The 17713-nt window shown below is 69.2% G+C and carries 20 protein-coding genes, 1 tRNA gene and 1 riboswitch; of the genes, 4 read left to right on the top strand and 17 right to left on the bottom strand.

The window, feature by feature from the left end:
• Window positions 1–47: 47 nt before the first annotated feature.
• From gcvP to ACWEIJ_RS29830, 8 genes are all read right to left on the bottom strand, one after another.
• Window positions 48–2939 (bottom strand): aminomethyl-transferring glycine dehydrogenase, encoded by a 2892-nt coding sequence (gcvP, locus tag ACWEIJ_RS29865; protein WP_449840569.1) that lies wholly within the window; start codon window positions 2937–2939, stop codon window positions 48–50.
• A gap of 162 nt (window positions 2940–3101) precedes the next feature.
• Window positions 3102–3197: riboswitch (glycine riboswitch) on the bottom strand.
• A 661-nt stretch (window positions 3198–3858) separates the two neighbouring features.
• A complete protein-coding gene (locus ACWEIJ_RS29860) occupies window positions 3859–4425 on the bottom strand; it encodes a MerR family transcriptional regulator (protein ID WP_109637263.1) in 567 nt (188 codons plus the stop codon).
• Between the two features lie 304 nt (window positions 4426–4729).
• Window positions 4730–5203 carry a bifunctional nuclease family protein gene (locus tag ACWEIJ_RS29855; protein ID WP_030468959.1) on the bottom strand — a complete coding sequence of 158 codons (474 nt, stop codon included), beginning with the start codon at window positions 5201–5203 and terminating at the stop codon, window positions 4730–4732.
• A gap of 136 nt (window positions 5204–5339) precedes the next feature.
• A complete protein-coding gene (locus ACWEIJ_RS29850) occupies window positions 5340–5897 on the bottom strand; it encodes a MerR family transcriptional regulator (protein ID WP_449840770.1) in 558 nt (185 codons plus the stop codon).
• Between the two features lie 33 nt (window positions 5898–5930).
• Window positions 5931–6386: a glycogen accumulation regulator GarA gene (gene garA, locus ACWEIJ_RS29845; protein ID WP_109637261.1), complete on the bottom strand. Its 456-nt coding sequence runs from the start codon at window positions 6384–6386 to the stop codon at window positions 5931–5933.
• Between the two features lie 113 nt (window positions 6387–6499).
• Window positions 6500–6883: a glycine cleavage system protein GcvH gene (gene gcvH, locus ACWEIJ_RS29840; protein WP_449840568.1), complete on the bottom strand. Its 384-nt coding sequence runs from the start codon at window positions 6881–6883 to the stop codon at window positions 6500–6502.
• A 42-nt stretch (window positions 6884–6925) separates the two neighbouring features.
• A complete protein-coding gene (locus ACWEIJ_RS29835) occupies window positions 6926–7507 on the bottom strand; it encodes a CDP-alcohol phosphatidyltransferase family protein (protein ID WP_449840567.1) in 582 nt (193 codons plus the stop codon).
• Window positions 7508–7616: 109 nt separating this feature from the next.
• Window positions 7617–7817: a hypothetical protein gene (locus ACWEIJ_RS29830; RefSeq protein WP_449840566.1), complete on the bottom strand. Its 201-nt coding sequence runs from the start codon at window positions 7815–7817 to the stop codon at window positions 7617–7619.
• Between the two features lie 253 nt (window positions 7818–8070).
• Between ACWEIJ_RS29830 and ACWEIJ_RS29825 the strand changes: the two genes are divergently transcribed.
• Both ACWEIJ_RS29825 and ACWEIJ_RS29820 read left to right on the top strand, forming a co-directional pair.
• Window positions 8071–8739, top strand: coding sequence for an ANTAR domain-containing protein (locus tag ACWEIJ_RS29825; protein WP_449840565.1), 669 nt, complete (start codon window positions 8071–8073; stop codon window positions 8737–8739).
• A 142-nt stretch (window positions 8740–8881) separates the two neighbouring features.
• Window positions 8882–9244, top strand: a complete 363-nt coding sequence (locus tag ACWEIJ_RS29820) for an STAS domain-containing protein (protein ID WP_355453220.1) — start codon at window positions 8882–8884, stop codon at window positions 9242–9244.
• Here ACWEIJ_RS29820 and ACWEIJ_RS29815 read toward each other — a convergent pair.
• Window positions 9241–9909, bottom strand: a complete 669-nt coding sequence (locus ACWEIJ_RS29815; RefSeq protein ID WP_449840564.1) for an ATP-binding protein — start codon at window positions 9907–9909, stop codon at window positions 9241–9243. The two genes, ACWEIJ_RS29820 and ACWEIJ_RS29815, sit on opposite strands and share 4 nt — an antisense overlap.
• Window positions 9910–9973: 64 nt before the next feature.
• Between ACWEIJ_RS29815 and ACWEIJ_RS29810 the strand changes: the two genes are divergently transcribed.
• Together ACWEIJ_RS29810 and ACWEIJ_RS29805 are read left to right on the top strand one after the other, a co-directional pair.
• On the top strand, window positions 9974–10441 hold the full coding sequence (locus tag ACWEIJ_RS29810) for an ATP-binding protein (RefSeq protein WP_449840563.1): 468 nt from the start codon (window positions 9974–9976) through the stop codon (window positions 10439–10441).
• Window positions 10438–11226, top strand: a complete 789-nt coding sequence (locus tag ACWEIJ_RS29805; protein ID WP_449840562.1) for a SigB/SigF/SigG family RNA polymerase sigma factor — start codon at window positions 10438–10440, stop codon at window positions 11224–11226. Before ACWEIJ_RS29810 ends, ACWEIJ_RS29805 begins: the two co-directional genes overlap by 4 nt.
• A 53-nt stretch (window positions 11227–11279) precedes the next feature.
• On the opposite strand, the gene ACWEIJ_RS29800 is transcribed toward ACWEIJ_RS29805, so the two are convergent.
• The 8 genes from ACWEIJ_RS29800 to ACWEIJ_RS29765 all read right to left on the bottom strand — a co-directional run bounded on the left by ACWEIJ_RS29800 (window position 11280) and on the right by ACWEIJ_RS29765 (window position 17626).
• Window positions 11280–11579, bottom strand: a complete 300-nt coding sequence (locus ACWEIJ_RS29800) for a WhiB family transcriptional regulator (RefSeq protein WP_363761749.1) — start codon at window positions 11577–11579, stop codon at window positions 11280–11282.
• A gap of 71 nt (window positions 11580–11650) precedes the next feature.
• Window positions 11651–13399, bottom strand: a complete 1749-nt coding sequence (gene argS, locus ACWEIJ_RS29795; protein WP_449840561.1) for an arginine--tRNA ligase — start codon at window positions 13397–13399, stop codon at window positions 11651–11653.
• Window positions 13400–13457: 58 nt separating this feature from the next.
• Window positions 13458–14132, bottom strand: coding sequence for a M50 family metallopeptidase (locus ACWEIJ_RS29790; protein WP_449840560.1), 675 nt, complete (start codon window positions 14130–14132; stop codon window positions 13458–13460).
• Between the two features lie 72 nt (window positions 14133–14204).
• A complete protein-coding gene (locus ACWEIJ_RS29785; protein WP_449840559.1) occupies window positions 14205–14828 on the bottom strand; it encodes a DUF4383 domain-containing protein in 624 nt (207 codons plus the stop codon).
• Window positions 14829–14864: 36 nt separating this feature from the next.
• Complete coding sequence (locus ACWEIJ_RS29780) at window positions 14865–15167, bottom strand: hypothetical protein (protein ID WP_449840558.1); 303 nt, start codon at window positions 15165–15167, stop codon at window positions 14865–14867.
• Window positions 15168–15285: 118 nt separating this feature from the next.
• Window positions 15286–16749 carry a LuxR C-terminal-related transcriptional regulator gene (locus ACWEIJ_RS29775; RefSeq protein ID WP_449840557.1) on the bottom strand — a complete coding sequence of 488 codons (1464 nt, stop codon included), beginning with the start codon at window positions 16747–16749 and terminating at the stop codon, window positions 15286–15288.
• Between the two features lie 6 nt (window positions 16750–16755).
• Window positions 16756–17442 (bottom strand): SAM-dependent methyltransferase, encoded by a 687-nt coding sequence (locus tag ACWEIJ_RS29770; RefSeq protein WP_449840556.1) that lies wholly within the window; start codon window positions 17440–17442, stop codon window positions 16756–16758.
• A gap of 122 nt (window positions 17443–17564) precedes the next feature.
• A tRNA-Glu gene (locus ACWEIJ_RS29765) sits at window positions 17565–17626 on the bottom strand.
• Window positions 17627–17713 lie beyond the last annotated feature (87 nt).

The following is a 17713-nucleotide window of genomic DNA, read 5'->3' as shown; positions in this document are numbered from 1 at the left end:
GAGAAACGGGCGCACCCCCGAGTGCGCCCGTTTCCGTTGAACACAGGTCAGCTGCCGTACGCCGAGAGCGGCGGGCAGGAGCAGACCAGGTTGCGGTCGCCCTTCGCGCCGTCGATGCGGCGGACCGGCGGCCAGATCTTCGGAGCGCCCGTACCGGCCGGGTAGACGGCCTCCTCACGGGTGTACGGGTGGTTCCACTCGCCGACGGTCACGCAGGCCGCGGTGTGCGGGGCGTTGCGCAGCGGGTTGTCCTCGACGGGCCACTCGCCCGCACCGACGCGGTCGATCTCGCGCTTGATGGCGATCATGGCGTCGATGAACCTGTCGATCTCGGCCAGGTCCTCGGACTCGGTCGGCTCGACCATCAGGGTGCCGGCGACCGGGAACGACATCGTCGGCGCGTGCAGGCCGTAGTCGGCGAGCCGCTTGGCCACGTCGTCCACCGTCACGCCGGTGGCCTTGGTGATCGGGCGCAGGTCGAGGATGCACTCGTGGGCCACGAAACCGCCCTCACCGGTGTAAAGGACCGGGTAGTGCTCGTCGAGGCGGCGCGCCACGTAGTTCGCGGCGGCCACGGCGGTCAGGGTGGCGCGGCGCAGGCCGTCGCCGCCCATCATCCGCACGTAGGCCCACGAGATCGGCAGGATCGACGCGGACCCCCACGGAGCGGCGCTGATCGGGCCCACGCCCGTCTCCGGGCCCGCGGTGGGCTGCAGCGGGTGGTTCGGCAGGAACGGCGCGAGGTGCGCGCGCACGCCGATCGGGCCGACGCCGGGGCCACCGCCGCCGTGCGGGATGCAGAACGTCTTGTGCAGGTTCAGGTGCGAGACGTCCGACCCGAACTTGCCGTAGCGGGCGAGGCCGATCAGCGCGTTGAGGTTCGCGCCGTCGACGTACACCTGGCCGCCCGCGTCGTGGACCAGGCCGCAGACCTCGCGGACGGTGTCCTCGTACACGCCGTGGGTCGACGGGTAGGTGATCATGATCGCGGCGAGGTCGTCGGCGTGCTCGGCGACCGTCTCGCGCAGGTGACCCATGTCGATGTTGCCCTTGTCGTCGCACTTCACGACGACGACGCGCATGCCGGCCATGACGGCGGACGCGGCGTTGGTGCCGTGCGCGGACGACGGGATCAGGCAGACGTCGCGGTCGGCGTTGCCGTTGGCGCGGTGGTAGGCGCGGATCGCCAGCAGACCGGCGAACTCACCCTGCGAACCGGCGTTGGGCTGCAGCGACACCGCGTCGTAGCCGGTGACCTCGGCGAGCCACGCCTCCAGGTCCGAGACGATCTTCAGCAGGCCCTTGGCGTCCTCGACGGGCGCGAACGGGTGCAGCGTCGAGAACTCCGGCCACGTGATGGACTCCATCTCCGCGGTCGCGTTCAGCTTCATCGTGCACGAGCCGAGCGGGATCATGCTGCGGTCGAGCGCGACGTCCTTGTCCGACAACGCGCGCAGGTAGCGCAGCAGCGCGGTCTCGGAGCGGTGCGCGTGGAAGACCGGGTGGGTCAGGTAGTCGGACGTGCGGCGCAGGTCGGCCGGGATGCCGTCGGCGGTGTCGGCGTCGATCGCGTCCACATCGGACCCGGTGACACCGAACGCCTCCCACACCGCGACGAGGTGCGCGCGCGTCGTCTTCTCGTCGCAGGCGATGGCCACGACGTCGGCGTCGACCTGGCGCAGGTTGATGCCGGCCGCACGAGCCTTCTCGACCACAGCGGCGGCCTGGCCTTCGACGCGCACCTGGACGGTGTCGAAGAACTCGCCGTGCACGACGTCCAGACCGGCCTCGCACAGGCCGGTGGCGAGCACGGTGGCCATGCGGTGCACGCGGGTCGCGATCGCCCGCAGACCCTCGGGACCGTGGTAGACCGCGTACATCGAGGCGATCACGGCGAGCAACACCTGCGCGGTGCAGATGTTCGACGTGGCCTTCTCCCGGCGGATGTGCTGCTCACGCGTCTGCAGCGCCAGGCGGTAGGCCAGCGAGCCGTCGGCGTCGACGGACACACCGACGAGACGACCGGGCAGCTGACGCTCCAAGCCGGACCGGACGGCCATGTAGCCGGCGTGCGGGCCACCGAACCCGATCGGCACGCCGAAGCGCTGCGTCGTGCCGATGACGACGTCCGCGCCGATCTCGCCCGGCGCGCGCAGCAGCGTCAACGCGAGCAGGTCGGCGGCCACGACGGCCTGCGCACCGGCGGCGTGGATCTCCTCGATGAGCGCCTTCTGGTCACGCACCACACCGGAAGCGCCGGGGTACGACAGCAGCACGCCGAAGAAGTCCCCGCCCAGGCCGAGCCCCTCGATGCCCTGCGACAGGTCGGCGACGACGATCTCGATGTCCAGCGGCTCGGCGCGCGTCTCGATGACGGCCAGCGTCTGCGGCAGCGTGTCGGCGTCCACGACGAACTTGTTCGACTTGGAGCGGCCCGCGCGGCGCACCAGCGTCATCGCCTCGGCGGCGGCGGTCGACTCGTCCAGCATGGACGCGTTCGCCACCGGCAGGCCGGTCAGGTCGCCGACCATGGTCTGGAAGTTCAGCAGGGCTTCCAACCGTCCCTGCGAGATCTCCGGCTGGTACGGCGTGTACGCGGTGTACCAGGCGGGGCTTTCGAGGACGTTGCGCAGGATCACGCCCGGCGTGACGGTGTCGTAGTAGCCGAGACCGATCATCTGGGTCATCGGCCGGTTCTGCGCCGCGAGCTCGCGCAGCTCGGCCAGCGCCTCGGTCTCGGTCGCCGGGGCGGGCAGGTCCAGCACGAGGTCGCGCTCGTGAATGGACGACGGCACCGCGTGCTGCGCCAGCTCCTCCAGCGACCCGACGCCGATGACGTCGAGGATGCGCGCGAGTTCGGCGGGCCGCGGACCGACGTGGCGGTCGGCGAACGGGGTGCCGTGCTCAAGAGCGGCGAGCGGAATGCGGTCCTGCGTCATCTAACGCCTCCGGGGGGCCTTAAGGGCACACGTGTCCTGGTGCCCTCCCCGCTCTGTCCGTACCCCGAAGGGCGCCTGAGAGGTTCACCCCTGCCGTGACTGGGGCTTTCACCGTCGGCGGGACCGCGGAAAACACTTCTGCGGTCCACTTTCCAGAGGCGTCTCGCTCACGCGGTCCTGGGTGCCTGAGAGGTTCCCGGGGAGGGAATTGCTCCTTCGGCGCCGGACTCGGGGCCCGGTCTCTCCCGCCTGAGTTCAGCGACTACCCGCGAAGAATACCCGCAGGCAGCCCCGCTAGTCCCTGCGGCGCGACCTACGTCTCAGGCGAGGCCACCCCGAAGTCCCGGAAACGGCACGCGGGGAGCTTTCGTACTCTCCTGCAGTACGCAAGGTCCCCACGTACGAACCGAACACCAAGGCCCCAGCCCGTCGCGCGCGACCACACACACGCACACGCGGGGAGCTTTCGTACTCCACTGCAGTACGCGAGGTCCCCACGTGCGAACCGAACGACAGGGCCCCAGCCCGTCGCGCGCGACCACACACACGCACACGCGGGGAGCTTTCGTACTCTCCTGCAGTACGCAAGGTCCCTACGTACGAACCGAACGACAGGGCCCCAGCCTGTCGCGCGCGACCACGCACATGTGCACGCGGGGAGCTTTCGTACTCCACTGCAGTACGCGAGGTCCCCACGTGCGAACCGAACAGCAAGGCCTCAGTCTGTCGCGCGCGAGCACGCATATGTGCACGCGGGGAGCTTTCGTACTCTCCTGGAGTACGCGAGGTCCCCGCGTGCGAACCGAACGACAGGGCCTCCGCCTGTCGCGCGCGAGCACGCACATGGGTACGCGGGGAGCTTTCGTACTCTCCTGGAGTACGTGGGGTCCCCGCGTGCGGGGCGGGAGGCGGGGGAGGGTCAGCCTGTGGCGCGCTCGCGGCGGCGGCGGGCCAGTTCGTCCTCCGTCATGGGAGCGATTTCCACGCCGTCCGCGCGTTCGGCCGGGAACTCGTGGATCGTGCCGCTGATCTCGCGCATCGCACCGGACACCGCGATGCCGAACACGCCCTGACCGCCCTGCAACAGGTCGACGACCTCCTCCGGCGAGGTGCACTCGTAGACGGTCGTGCCGTCGGAGAAGAGCGTGATCTTCGCCAGGTCCTGCACGCCGCGGCGGCGCAGGTGGTCGACCGCGACCCTGATGTTCTGCAACGAGACACCGGTGTCCAGCAGTCGTTTCACGACCTTGAGGACCAGGATGTCCTTGAAGGAGTACAACCGCTGGCTCCCGGACCCGTGAGCCATCCGCACCGTCGGCGCGACGAGCCCGGTCCTCGCCCAGTAGTCGAGCTGCCGGTAGGTGATGCCCGCGATCTGGCACGCCGCGGGACCCCGGTAGCCGACGAGTTCGTCCGGCAGCGAGGAGTCCGGGAACAGCTCACCCTGCTGCCCGGATTCGGCCCGCACGGGCGCTTCCTCGACCACGCCTGCCTCCCCTCGGAACGACCACGAAACTCATGGCCGTCAAGCCGCTACGTCAGCTCACGCGAACCAGCGACGTCCACTCGAGTTCGACGGTAAGACCGGTCAGAGGGCAGGTCAACGCGACGCGCGGGGAGTGTCGACCCTCAACCTCAGGTAGAGAGTCATACCGTCACCCGAAGTAGGACGTTCAGGTGACGTTTAGTGATCGTTTAGCGGGTAAATCGAGCGGAAAGTAGCCCAAAAGAGCGACACGCAACGGTGGTACGTCGGTTCCAAACGAGACGGACAGCGACACCCTGAAAACTCAGGTGTCGGCGCCCCTGAAGTCCTCGGGAGACACCGAGTCGAGGAACTCGCGGAACTTCTCCACCTCGTCCTCCTGCTCGTCGGGGATGATCAGGCCGGCCTCGGCCAGCACCGACTCCTCGGCGTGGATCGGCACCCCCACCCGCAACGCCAGCGCCACCGAGTCCGAAGGCCGCGCGGAGACCCGCACGTCGCCGTCGAACACGAGCTCGGCGAAGAAGGTGCCCTCCTGCAGGTCGGTGATCCGCACCTGTTCGAGGTTGCGCCCCAGCGCCCCGATGACGTCCTTCAACAGGTCGTGCGTGAGAGGCCGAGCCGGGCGGACGCCCTGCTGCTCCAGTGCGATGGCCGTGGCCTCGACGGAGCCGATCCAGATCGGCAGGTAGCGCTCACCCTCGGTTTCGCGCAGCAGGAGGATCGGCTGGTTCTGGGGCAGCTCCACCCGCACGCCGACGACACGCATCTCGCTCATCGGGCCTCGCCTCCCTCTATCTCGTTCGGGGAGTACCCGGATCCACACCCGAGCATCCCCCGGCGTACACGTTCGACGCTACCCGCCAAGCGGGCCGTGTGCTCAATCGTTGCGGGCGGATCGTGATCAACCGAACTCACCCGGACTGACGCAAACCCGCTCTTACCAACAACGTGTGCAACGAGGTGAACAGGTCAGCCAATTCCCGGACCGTCTCGGGATCTGAGAAGGACTTCAGCAGAACCACCTCGTGGTCCGCCGCAGCGCGAACTGCGCGCAGGTGTTCGCGCTCGACGCCGAGTCCGGTCATCGTCCGGATCGTGCGGAGCGCGGTGATGTCGTCGGTGGTGAAGCGGCCACCCAGGCCGGGGCGCAGCAGACCGTCACGTTCCAGCTGGGACAGCTGGTCCGCGCTGATTCCGGTCTGGGCCAGCAGATCGGCCCGCGACACCGACGCGGAGTCCACCGGTGCGGCGTCGAGCTGGTCGCGGATCACCTTGAGCGGCAGGTACCTGTCGCGTTGTGCGGACAGCACGAACCGCAACCTCTCGACGTCCGCCGAGGTGAACTGGCGGTAGCCGGAGGCGGTGCGTGCCGGGCGGACCAGCCCCTCCGCTTCCAGGAAGCGGATCTTGGAGATGGTGACCTCTGGGAACTCGGGGCGGAGCTGTGACAGCACCGCCCCGATGCTCAGTCCCCCACGTTGTGGCCGCCCGGCCGTCACGCGTCAGGCTCCGGAGGAGCCAGGACCCGTCAGGAAGACGAGGCGGAACTTGCCGATCTGGACCTCGTCGCCGTTCGCGAGGACGGCCTGGTCGACCGGCTCGCGGTTGACGTAGGTGCCGTTGAGGCTGCCGACGTCGATGACGACGAACTCGCCGCTCTCCCGGCGGAACTCGGCGTGGCGGCGCGAGACCGTCACGTCGTCCAGGAAGATGTCGCTGTCGGGGTGGCGCCCTGCGCTCGTCGTGTCGCGGTCCAGCAGGAACCGGGAACCGGCGTTCGGGCCGCGCTTCACCACGAGCAGCGCGGAACCGGCGGGAAGGGCGTCAACGCCGGCAACGGCCGGCTCCTGTGCGGGGGCCTCTGCGCCTTCGACCTCGGCGAGGAAGTCCGCCCGGAAGACGGAGGTCCGCTCCGGGGACTGCTCCGGCGGAACGCCTGGGCCGTCGTTCGTGCTCACCTGAGCTCTCCTCCTGCTGCTGGATCCGTCACTTCCGGTAAAACCTATCGCGTTCGAGTCGCCACCCGAGGAGCGGCTCCCCTTCCGGCCGAAGATCCGGCGAAAGATCGACGTCACTCCTTCTCCACCAACGCCTTGTACCCGTCCGCGTCCAGCAGGCCTTCCAGCGCGTCCGGGTCGCTCAACCGGATCTCGACCATCCAGCCCTCGCCGTACGGGTCGCTGTTGACCGAGTCGGGCGCCTGCACCAACGCGTCGTTGATCGCGACGACCTCACCGTCGAGCGGCGAGTAGAGGTCGGAGACGCTCTTGGTGGACTCGACCTCGCCGAACGTGTCGCCCGCCGTGACGGTGTGGCCGACCTCGGGCAGCTGGACGAAGACGACGTCACCGAGCTGTTCCTGGGCGTAGTCGGTGATGCCGACGCGCACGGTGTTCTCGCCCGTGCTGGCGACCCACTCGTGCTCCTCGGTGTAGCGAAGCTCCTCGGGAATCAACTGACTGCGCTCCTCGTGCTGAACCTGTATGGGGTGATCTTTTCACGCGGCCTTGCCGGGAGTGACCCGCAGGGCCTGGAAGAACTGGTAGACGTACAGCAACGCCGACCACAGGTAGAGCGCTCCGCCCCAGGCCGTGAACGCGTACGCGAACGGCTGGGCGATCTGCGACCACGTCGAGTCGCCCTGCGCGAGCAGCAGCAGGGGGAACGCGTACAGCAGGTTGAAGGTCGCGGCCTTGCCCAGGTAGGTGACCTCGAACGGACCCCAGCCCCGTCCTCGCAGGATCAGCAGGCAGATGCCGACGACGACCTCCCGGCCCACGAGCACGAGAGCGATCCACAGCGGAATGATGTCCCTGATCACGAACGCCAGCAACGTGCAGAACACGTAGAGGCGGTCGGCGGCGGGATCGAGCAGCGCGCCCAGGTTGCTCATCTGGTTGAGCCAGCGCGCGAGCTTGCCGTCCAGCCAGTCGGACAGCCCCGCGAAGACGAGCACGAGCAGCGCCCAGCCGTCCGCGCGGGGTCCGAGCAACAGGTACAGGAAGAGCGGAACACCGGCCAGCCGCAACACGCTGAGCAGGTTCGGAATCGTCAGCAGGCGATCAGCCGGGTCACGCACACCCGCACTCTAAACGAGTGACTGCGCGGCGGCTGCCGGATGGCGTCACGGCACGCGGTGCGGCTGGTCGCGGGTGGGCGTGGGGCGTTCGTTTCACACAGGTTAAAGATCAGGATGTCCGGTGGAGCGTCCACCCGCGGCGCTGCATCTCCTCGCCGGTGATGGCGTGCGGGCGGCCACGGTCGTCACGGCCCACCCAGCGAGCGCGGAAACCCTCGAGCACGTACGCGTGGCCCCTGCTCCACACGACACTGCACGGCGTCGTGGGCAGCTCTGCGGCCTGCGGCTGGGTCTCCATGGCGGTTCTCATCTCAGTCCCTCCGTGACATCAGGGATGTCGCGCACCGGGGCTCCGGCGTTATCCCTGGGAACGAATTCTGAACGACTGTGGTTCAGAACACGTGTCCTGTTTGGGTCCTAAGCGTTAACTGGATCAAACCGCGCGCCGAGCTGTTCGGACCCGAAGCGGAGGGGATGAACGGGTCCTTGCCGATGCAACCGTTCGTCGTACGCCGATGACCGCACAACGTTTGCGACATATCGGCCTGGCCTAATCTCAGGGCGTGGACCAGGTGAAATTCGGAACGGAGCTCATCTCCCGGCTGATGGACCACCTCTGCTCGCAGCTGCCCGGCTGCGAGGGCGTGGGCCTGAGCGTGTGGCCGGACGGCAAGCTGCTGCGCGCCGTCGGTGCCGCGGTCGAGCTGGACGCGGAGCAGCTGGCCGCCGGTGCCGGACCGCTCGTCGAAGCCTCCCGCGACGAACGGCAGGTCTCCGGTCAGGTCGCCGGCGTGGACGTCGTCGCGGTGCCGGGCAGCTGGGGCGACGGCGGCCCGGTGGTGCTGACCGTCTACCTCTCGCACCCGCCGCGGGTCGAGGACCTCAAGGCCATCGAGGAGATCGAGCCGCTCGTGGCGACCGCCGCCGCGGTGGTCGAGTTCTGCGCGGGCGAGGTGCTGCGCGCCGACCAGATGGTGCGGATGGTGCAGCACCGCCGGTACATCGAACAGGCCAAGGGCCTGGTGATGGGAGCGCGCAAGTGCGCGCCCGGCGAGGCGTTCGAGCTCCTGGTCCGGTCCAGCCAGCACGCCAACGTGAAGCTGCGGGACGTGGCCACGGCGCTCGTGCTCGTCGTCGGGGGAACGCTGGAGGACAGCGCGGAGGAGGTCGTCGAGCCGCCGCGCGCCGCCTTCGACGTCGCGCGAAGACTTTGGGAGGCGCTGCACGTTTGAGCCGCGAGAGGAGCGGGTACCGACTGGCCGACCTGTCCTGTAACGCGGCCGCTCCCGTACGGTGAAGCCGCAGCGGTTGAGCCAGCAGCCGCATCGGGGCCGCTGCAGTGGCGGCTCCCTGGGTGCGAGAGGGAGAACATCGGTGACTGTGCAGGACCCGCGAGCGGAGCAGACCATCGCACTGACGGCGACTCAGCCTGCCGCCGGTGTCACGGTGCTCGCCGTGTCCGGCGAGGTCGACATGGTGTCCGCGCCCGCGTTGCGCGACGCCCTTGTCAACGGCCTGGCCGACGGCGGCACCTACGTCGTGGACATGACCGGCGTGACCTTCCTCGGTTCCGCCGGACTGGCGGTGCTGGTGGAGGCCGCGCGGCTGGCGCCGCAACATTCGGCGGCCCTCAAGGTCGTCGCCACCGCACGAGCCGTGACGCGGCCTCTGGAGGCCACGGGACTGGGTGAGGTGTTCAGCGTGCACGAGTCCGTGGACGCTGCTGTCGGTGCCTAACGCGTCCGGACCGTGAGGCGGTTTCCGGCCGCCTCCAGGGCCTCCGCGACCGCGTGGAGCGCCTGCTGGACGCCGGCCGTGTCGCTGCCCAGATCGGTGAGGTCGACGGTCAGCGGCACGGTGCCGCCGCGCGCCGCCGTGATGAGCGTGCGGCGCAGCGACGGGCCGGCCTGTGCCGGCACGTCGCCCCGGACGACCGCGACGACGCCGGAGGAGGTCTCGTGCACCCGAACCTCGCAGTCGCCCGCCGTCTGCGACCCGAGTGTCACCGGCGACCGGGCCCGGCGCAGTCGCACGGTCGTGCCGCTCGCCGAGCGGTCGATCACGACCTCGTCCACGCTCTCCCGCATGAGCAGAAGTCCTCTGCCGCGCATGGTGAGGGCGGGTGGCGGAATGCGCCATTGGCCGTGGTCGGTGACGTCGACGTCGACCGTGCCGTCCCGCGCCACCCTCGCGCGCACCTCGACGGTGCCGCGGGCGGGGGCGGGGTACGCGTGTTCGACGGAGTTGTTCACCGCCTCGCTGACCGCGAGGACGAGATCACTCGCCTCGTCCTCACCGAAACCGCTGTCCTGCAGCCACTCGCGCAGCTGGTGGCGAACCGGCGCCACCTCGCGTGGGTCTGCGGGGAAGCGGAGGGCCAGGAAGTCTTCGTGCACCAGCACAACGCTCCTCCCGTGGGTCATGCCTCCAGAAGGTGATTTCCCAGGCCTGCTGGCCAATACACGTGTGAAACAGGATCGATTCGGGTACGGCAACGACATGCCGGCCTTCAGCAGAACGGACTACGAGGTGGGTGTGACGCAATTGTCAGGGGTCGAACTTCGGATGGCCGCGGATCCCACGCAGCTGTCGATCGCCCGCGCCGTCGCGGCGGACATCGCGATGCGGCAGGACTTCGACCTCGACTCGATCGAGGACCTGAAGCTCGCCGTCGACGAGACGTGCTCGACGCTGATCACGCTGGCGGCTCAGGACGCCGTGCTCAGCTGTCATTTCGCGGTGGACGCGGCCGGGGCGGTGAGGGTGTCCGCCCAGATCGTGGCGAAGTCGGCCGCCGGGCCGGACGAGAACAGCTTCGGCTGGCGTGTGCTGACCGCGCTCGTCGACTCCGTGGACACCAGAGTCGAGGAGACCGAAGGGTTCGTGGTCCACATCGACCTCGTGAAGTCCTCGGCAGGGGCGGTGGATGCGTGACCGGGTCGGAGGAGACCACCACGACGACCAGGTCGGGCGGTGACTACGACCACCTGGCGCCGCTGTTCGCCGAGCTCGCGGTGACCCCGCAGGGCGCGGCGCGCGACGCGTTGCGGGACCGGCTCGTCACCGAGCACCTCCCGGTCGCCCAGCACATCGCGCGCAGATTCGGCCACCGCGGGGAGCCGCACGAGGACCTGGTGCAGGTCGCGACGGTCGGCCTGATCAACGCCGTCGACCGGTTCGACCCGGACCGCGGCAGCGACTTCCTGTCCTTCGCCGTGCCGACGATCATGGGCGAGGTCCGGAAGTACTTCCGCGACTCCAGCTGGTCGGTGCGCATGCCGCGGCGGCTCAAGGAGCTGCACCTCGCGATCAACGCGGGCACCTCGCGGCTGTCCCAGTCGCTCGGCCGCGCGCCGACCCCGTCGGAGCTCGCCGAGCACCTCGGCCTGTCGCGCGAGGAGATCCACGAAGGACTCGCGGCCGGCAACGCCTACCAGAGCGCGTCCCTGGACGACATGCTGATGTCGGAGGACTCGTCGATCTCGCTGGGCTCGACCATCGGCGAGGAGGACCCCGAGATCGCGATGATCGAGCAGCGGGAGGCCTTGCACCCGTTGCTGCAGAAGCTTCCCGAGCGCGAGCGCAAGATCGTGATCATGCGGTTCTTCGGCAACATGACGCAGACGCAGATCGCGCAGAAGGTCGGGATCTCGCAGATGCACGTCTCGCGGTTGCTCGCGAAGACGCTGCGGCAGCTGCGAGACGTGCTGGAGGAGTGACTGCGTGACCGCCGGCCTTCGCCCGAATGCCGGCGGTCACCGCATCAGCTCGACTAGCTCGCGACACGAACGCGGCGCCGGGCCGCGGCGATGATCTGGCGCCGTTCGTCCTCGCCCATGCCACCCCACACCCCGTACGGCTCCTGCGCGTCCAGGGCGTGCTCGCGGCATTGCGCCAGCACGGGGCAGTGCGCGCAGATCGCCTTCGCCTTCTCCTCCCGCGCGGCCCTGGCGTAGCCGCGTTCGTTGTCCGGGTGGAAGAAGACAGCGCTGTTCTGTCCTCGGCACAGACCTTCCATCTGCCAGTCCCACACGTCGGTGACCGGCTTGGGCAGACGGGTCGTGCAGGTCATCGCGACTCCCTATGGCTGGGCGGAAGAGTTGCGATCACTGCGTACCCGTGGTCTGACCTGGGATAAACCTCTTACAAGCGTTCGGGTGCCCCGATGCCCAACAGAGACAAACCGAGCGTGAGCACGCGGGACGTCAGCGTGAGCAGGTGCAGGCGCGAGTCCTGCAGCTCCTGGCTCTCCGCGGTCGCCACCGGGCAGTGGTTGTAGAACGTCGAGAACGCCGTCGCCGTCTCGAACAGGTAGTTCGTGAGCTTGTGCGGGGCGAGTTCGTCGACGGCGGCCTGGATCGCCGTGGGCAGCTGCAGCAGCTTCAGCGCCAGGTCGCGCTCGGCCGGCTCCCGCAGGACCAGTGGCGCGTCCTCGGGGGCCGTCCGGCCCACCTTGCGGCCGATGGAGAGGATGCGGGCGTTCGCGTACTGGATGTACACGGACGTGTCGCCGGTGGTGGCGAGCATCTTCTCCCAGGTGAAGACGTAGTCCTTCTCGCGGTCGTTGGAGAGGTCCGCGTACTTGACCGCGCCGAGGCCGATGGTGCGGGCGAGCGCGTCCTTCTCCGCACCCTCCACTTCGGACGTCTCGGGCATGACCTTGTAGGAGTTCTCGACCGCCTCGGTCAGCAGCTCGATGAGCTTGATGCTGCCGCCCGCGCGGGTCCGGATGGTCTTGCCGTCCGAGCCGAGGATCGTGCCGAACCCCGTGTGCACGGCGGTGTGGGCGTCGTCGAGCCAGCCGGCCTGCTTCGACGTCGCGAAGATCATCTGGAAGTGCTGCGCCTGCGGGTTGCCGACGACGTAGATGAGCTCGTCGACCTTGCGGTCGCGCACCCAGTAGCGGACCGTGGCGAAGTCCGTGGTGGCGTAGCCGTAGCCGCCGTCGCTCTTGCGGACGATCAACGGCAGCCGGTCGCCCTCGCGGTTGGTGAAACCGGGCGGGAACACGCAGAGCGCGCCGTCGCTGGTCTCGACCAGGCCCTTCTGCTGCAGCTCGGTGATCGTGTCGGCGAGGTAGGGGTTGTAGAAGCTCTCGCCGTAGTTGTCCTCGGCGGACAGGCCGATGTCGAGCAGCTCGTAGATCTGGTTGAAGTGCCGCTGCGACTCCCCCACCAGCTCGTGCCACAGCTTCAGCGTGGCCTCGTCGCCGCCCTGCAGCAGCACGACCCGCCGCCGGGCGCGGTCGGCGAAGCCCGGCTCGTTGTCGAACTTCTGCCGCGCCTCCTGGTAGAAGGCGTTGAGGTCGCTGATCTCGTGGGAGGCCCTGTTTTGGATGTCACCGTGGCCCTCGTCGGTGAGGTGCTCGATGAGCATGCCGAACGGCGTGCCCCAGTCGCCGAGGTGATTGTGCGGGATGACCTCGTGGCCCGCGAACGTGAGCAGCCGGCACAGCGCGTCACCGATGATCGTCGACCGCAGGTGGCCGACGTGCATCTCCTTGGCGACGTTCGGGCTGCTGTAGTCGATCGCGATCCGCCGCGGCTCGTCCGTCGTCGGCACGCCCAGCCGGTCGTCGCCGCGGAGGTTCGCGGTCTCCTGCTCCAGCCACTCGCGGCGCAGCCTGAGGTTGATGAAGCCGGGGCCCGCGATCTCCGGCGGCTCGACCGCGTCCGCCGCGTCGAGGTGCTCGACGATCAGCGCGGCGACCTCACGCGGGTTCTTGCCGACCTTCTTGGCGAGGCTCATGGCCACGTTGCACTGGTAGTCGGCACCGTCTCGGTTGGACGGTCGGATCAGCGCTTCCTCGGCGGTGATGTCCACGTCCAGAGCGGCACGCAACGCCCGCGCGACCCGCTGGCCCAGTTCGAGCCCGACATCTCCACGCAGCACTGAGCCCACCTTCCCGAAATCCTGCCAAAGGAAAATCCTGCTGAAGGATTTCAGTATCTCACCACCGGCCAAGCAGTAATGCGCCACCGCCCACGAGCGCGGCGAGGCTCACCACCCCGAAGAGCGTCACCCAGCCGAGCGCGGGCACGCCGGTGAGCCAGGCGAGCTGGTCGGCGTCGCTGCGCGGGGCCTGCCGGCGCCACCGCTTGACCTGCAGCTCCCACACCGGCCGCACGCCGCCGAGCAGCAGGAACCACGCGAAGACGTACGCGGCGGTGTCCCTGACCTCGGGCGTCGCGTAGAAGGAGACGTAGAAGAACAGACCGCCGGTGACGATGACGGACAGGACGCCGAACACGTTGCGGATCATGACCAGCATGGCGGCGAGGAAGCCGATGCTGATCCACAGCATCAGCTGGATCTGCTCGTTGGTGATGAGCACGGCGGCGCCGAAGCCGAGCAGCGACGGGGCGATGTAGCCGGCCAGTGCGGTGAGGACCATGCCGGGGCCGCGGGGCTTGCCGCGCGAGACGGTGAGGCCGCTGGTGTCGGAGTGCAGCTTGATGCCGCTGAGGCGGCGGCCGGTGAGGACCGCGACCAGGGCGTGGCCGCCTTCGTGGGCGATGGTGATGACGTTGCGGGTGACGCGCCAGATCCCGTGCAGCGCTACGGCCAGGAAGGCGGCCAGGGCGGTGCCCCAGGTGATCACGACCTCATGAGTCAGCTCCGGCATCGCGCCATCGAAACAGACGCGCTGTTAGAGCCGCATGTGGGCTCCAACAGCGCGTCCGTCCGGACAGGGTGCTCAGTGCTTGATCTTGTTCGTGCTCACGCGGTCGGTCTTCGGGTCGATCGCCGCCCGCTCCTTGGTGATGGGCTCGTGTTCCCTCGGGCTCACGGTCGGGTCCATCTCCTCGATGCGCGGCGTGTCGTCGCGCTTGTCGCGGAAGGCGGCGGAACGCTGCTCGGGGAGCACCGGCTCCTCTTCCTCCTCGATCACCTTGCGGCGCGCGGGCAGCACCGCGAGCAGCAGGCCGAAGAGCGCGAGGCCGAGGTGCAGCCAGTTGTCGTTGGTGTTGAGCGCCAACGGGTTGCCGTACTGCGCGGCCGGGTTCTGGGCGAGGATGCCGGTGATCATCAGGCCCCACACGAAGATCGCGCCGTAGCCGAGGAACAGCAGCCACCCGTAGAGCCGGGCGAGGCCCGACCCCATGGCCATGAGCAGACCGAGCACGCCGACGGCGACGTGCACCAGGTTGTGCAGCGGGTTGACCGAGAACCCGAGCACGAACGAATGGGTGGACCAGTCGCCCACCCCGGTGCGGGTGAAGCCCACGACGCCGAACACGATGAACGCGATACCGGCCAGTCCGGCCAGCACCTGCACCGGTTGCAGACCGGCGACCTTGACAGTGACGCGGTGGGTCATGACGCCCTCCAGGCTCCGTACTTGTCGCCCGGCTGACTACCCCGCGCGCACCTCCGTCAAACCGTTCACGGACACGTCGGGCATGCCGTTTCGCACCTGGACGACGTTGCGCTTGCCGATGTACACCACGCGCGCTCGCGCGGGGTTCACGAGGACGGTCGTCTCGGCGTTCTGCTCGACGTACACGCGGACCTCGACCTGCGTGCCGAGTGCGGCGGCGTTGCGCAGGGACGCGGCCAGCGCGTCCAGGTTCCACGGCTTGGCCAGGCGGAACTCGAACTCGTCGACGTGCAGCACGGCCCACTGTTCGAGATCGGTGGGTGGATCTGTCGGGTTCATCTGACTCCCCCTCGCAGGTGGTGGGCTCCGGGCGCCGCGCCCACCGCTCGGCGCCCGGAATCGTGGTGGCCCGTCAAGGAGAACTCAGGTTCCACCGCCCGCGCATCGGTCGCAATACCTAGGTTTGGTCGCGCGCGATCCGGGCCGCCTCCGACCGGTTGCCGGCGCCGAGCTTCGCGAGGACGTGCGACACGTGCAGCCCCACGGTCCGCACGCTGAGCACCAGTTCCGCGGCGATCTCCTTGTTGGTGCGGCCCCACGCCAGCAGCTCCAGCACGTCGCGCTCCCGCGGCGTCAACGTGCCCAGTTCGGGCTTGTCCTTGTGCAGCAACGGGATGCGCTGCCTGCGCGCCTGCCGGTCGATCATCTTGACCAACGGCAGCGCGCCGAGCCGTTGCGCGGTCCGGTGGGCGTGCCGCAGCGCTTCCGGTTCACCGCAACGGGTTCGCGCGTAGGCCGCCTGGTACGGCATCCTCAGCCGGTCCCACGCCACCGCGATCTCCGCCCACGAGTCCTGCCCGGTCTCCGCGAACGCGTGCCGCCGCCACGTCTCGTCCTCCGGTCCGTGCGGAACCGGCAGCCTGGCCAGCAGTTCGTGTTCCGTCGCGACGGGATCGTCGAGCCGGGTGATCCGGCCGGCCGCCGCCTGCAGGTCGCGCGCGGCGCCGAGGCCCGCCGCGCACAGCCGCAGCACCTCACCGCCGGTCAGCGCCTCCGGGAGGTCGGCGACCGTCTCGCGGCACAGTTCGACCGCGACCCGGAACCGGCCTTTCGCCCTGGCCGCAACGGCTCTGGTGTACGCGCACTGGGCCACGAACAACGCGTCCGGCCCGTCGACGACCTTCTCGGCGTGCTCGATCAGGTCGTCCGCGTCCTGCCCGCGCAAGGCCATCGCCTCCGCCTTGCACAGCATGATCCGCGCGGCCTTGTTGCCGGGGATCGAGTCCGGGACCTCCAGCGCGTCCAGCTCCTGCCACCGGCCGAGCGCGAGCAGGCTGGTCGCGAGGTTGTAGCGGATCACCGCGCTGAACGTCGGTGAGAGACCCTGGATCTTCAGGCGTGCCAACGCTTCCTTGCCGATGCGCGCGCTGCGTTCGTGCTGACCGGAGCTGCCGAGCACGAAGGTCAGGTTGCCCACGGCCCTGGTCAGCTCGCGGACCGAACCGCTGCGGTGCGCGGCCGTGCGCGCCTCCTCCAAGGTGGCGGTGCCGCGTTCGACATCGCCGAGAAACGCCTCGCACACACCGCGCACGCTCAACGCGTACGCACGGACCTCGGCATCATCGGTGACCACCGAACCGGCGAGTGCCAACGCTTCCCGGTACTCGCCCTGCGACATGAGCCAGCTGGCCTCGGCGACCGCGACGCGCCCGACCATGGCGCCCGTGGCCAAACCCTTGGCCTCCAGCAGGGTCTCGTGCGCGGCGGCCCGGTCGCCCATCACGAACTGGCAGTCCCACAACAGGTACAGCAGCTCGCCGCGGTCACCGGTGCCGGCCAGCGCCTTGCGCAGCTCCCACGCCGCGTCCGCCGGTCTTCCCGCCCACCGCAACGCTTTCGCCCGCTCAAGCGCTTCCCGCACGTTCCCTTAGGAGGCGCCGCGGGCTTGCCAGATACGGCCGGGCTTGCGTCCGATGCCCGCGTACGCGCCCGGCACCACGCACGGTGCCTCGATCGACAGCCCCTCCATGAGCTGCTCGACCGGAGCCGGGTGCGACACCACCAGGAACCCTCCGGCCGGCAACGCGTGCCGGTACCGGCGCACCACCCGTCCCGGCCCGGTGGCGTCGTCCACGTACCTCAGGACGTCGACCATCAGCACCGCGTACGGCTCACGCAGGTCGAGATGCGACACCACGCCCGGATGCCTCAGCACCTGCTCTGGACGGCGCAGGTCTGCCTCGACGGCGCACGTCCGCGGCTCGCCCCGCAGCAAACCGCGGGCGAACGCCACGGTCACCGGGTCCGAGTCCACGTACACGACACGCGCGTCGGGCAACGTCTGGTGCGTGGCACCGCACGTCGGGATGCCAGCGCCGAGGTCGAGGAACTGCCGGACGCCGGCCGCCCAGCAGTGGCGCACGGCGTGCTTGAGGAACGCCCGATGCGCTCGGGTCACGAGCGGCAGCTCCGGGTCGATCCGGACCGCCTGTTTGGCGAAGGCCCGGTCGGGGGCGTAGTTGTGGGCGCCGCCCAGATAGAAGTCATGGATCCGCGCGGCGTTCGGCCGACGTACGTCGACCTCGTAGCGTGCGAAGGCGGGGACCGCGGCCATTCGCAGAGCGTAACTGGCGCCTAGACCATTCGGGCGAAGTTTTCGAAGATTCTTTGGGTCCGTCTGACACGGACCCCGGTGCGGGCGGGCCCGGTCCACCCCACTGAGACCGGGCCACGTAGCGCGTACGGGGATCGAACCCGTGTTTCCGGATTGAGAGTCCAGCGTCCTGACCACTAGTACTACAGCCGCATGGCGTGACCTGTGAGTCGTCGCTGGTAATGGCATTGTCGGGCTCGGTGTTGGTGGCGTCGTCGCCAGCGCGACCATG

The sequence above is a fragment of the Lentzea sp. NPDC004789 genome (assembly GCF_053601075.1).
The sequence above is the reverse complement of the archived record's forward strand: the minus strand, read 5'-3'. Positions and strand labels throughout refer to the sequence as shown.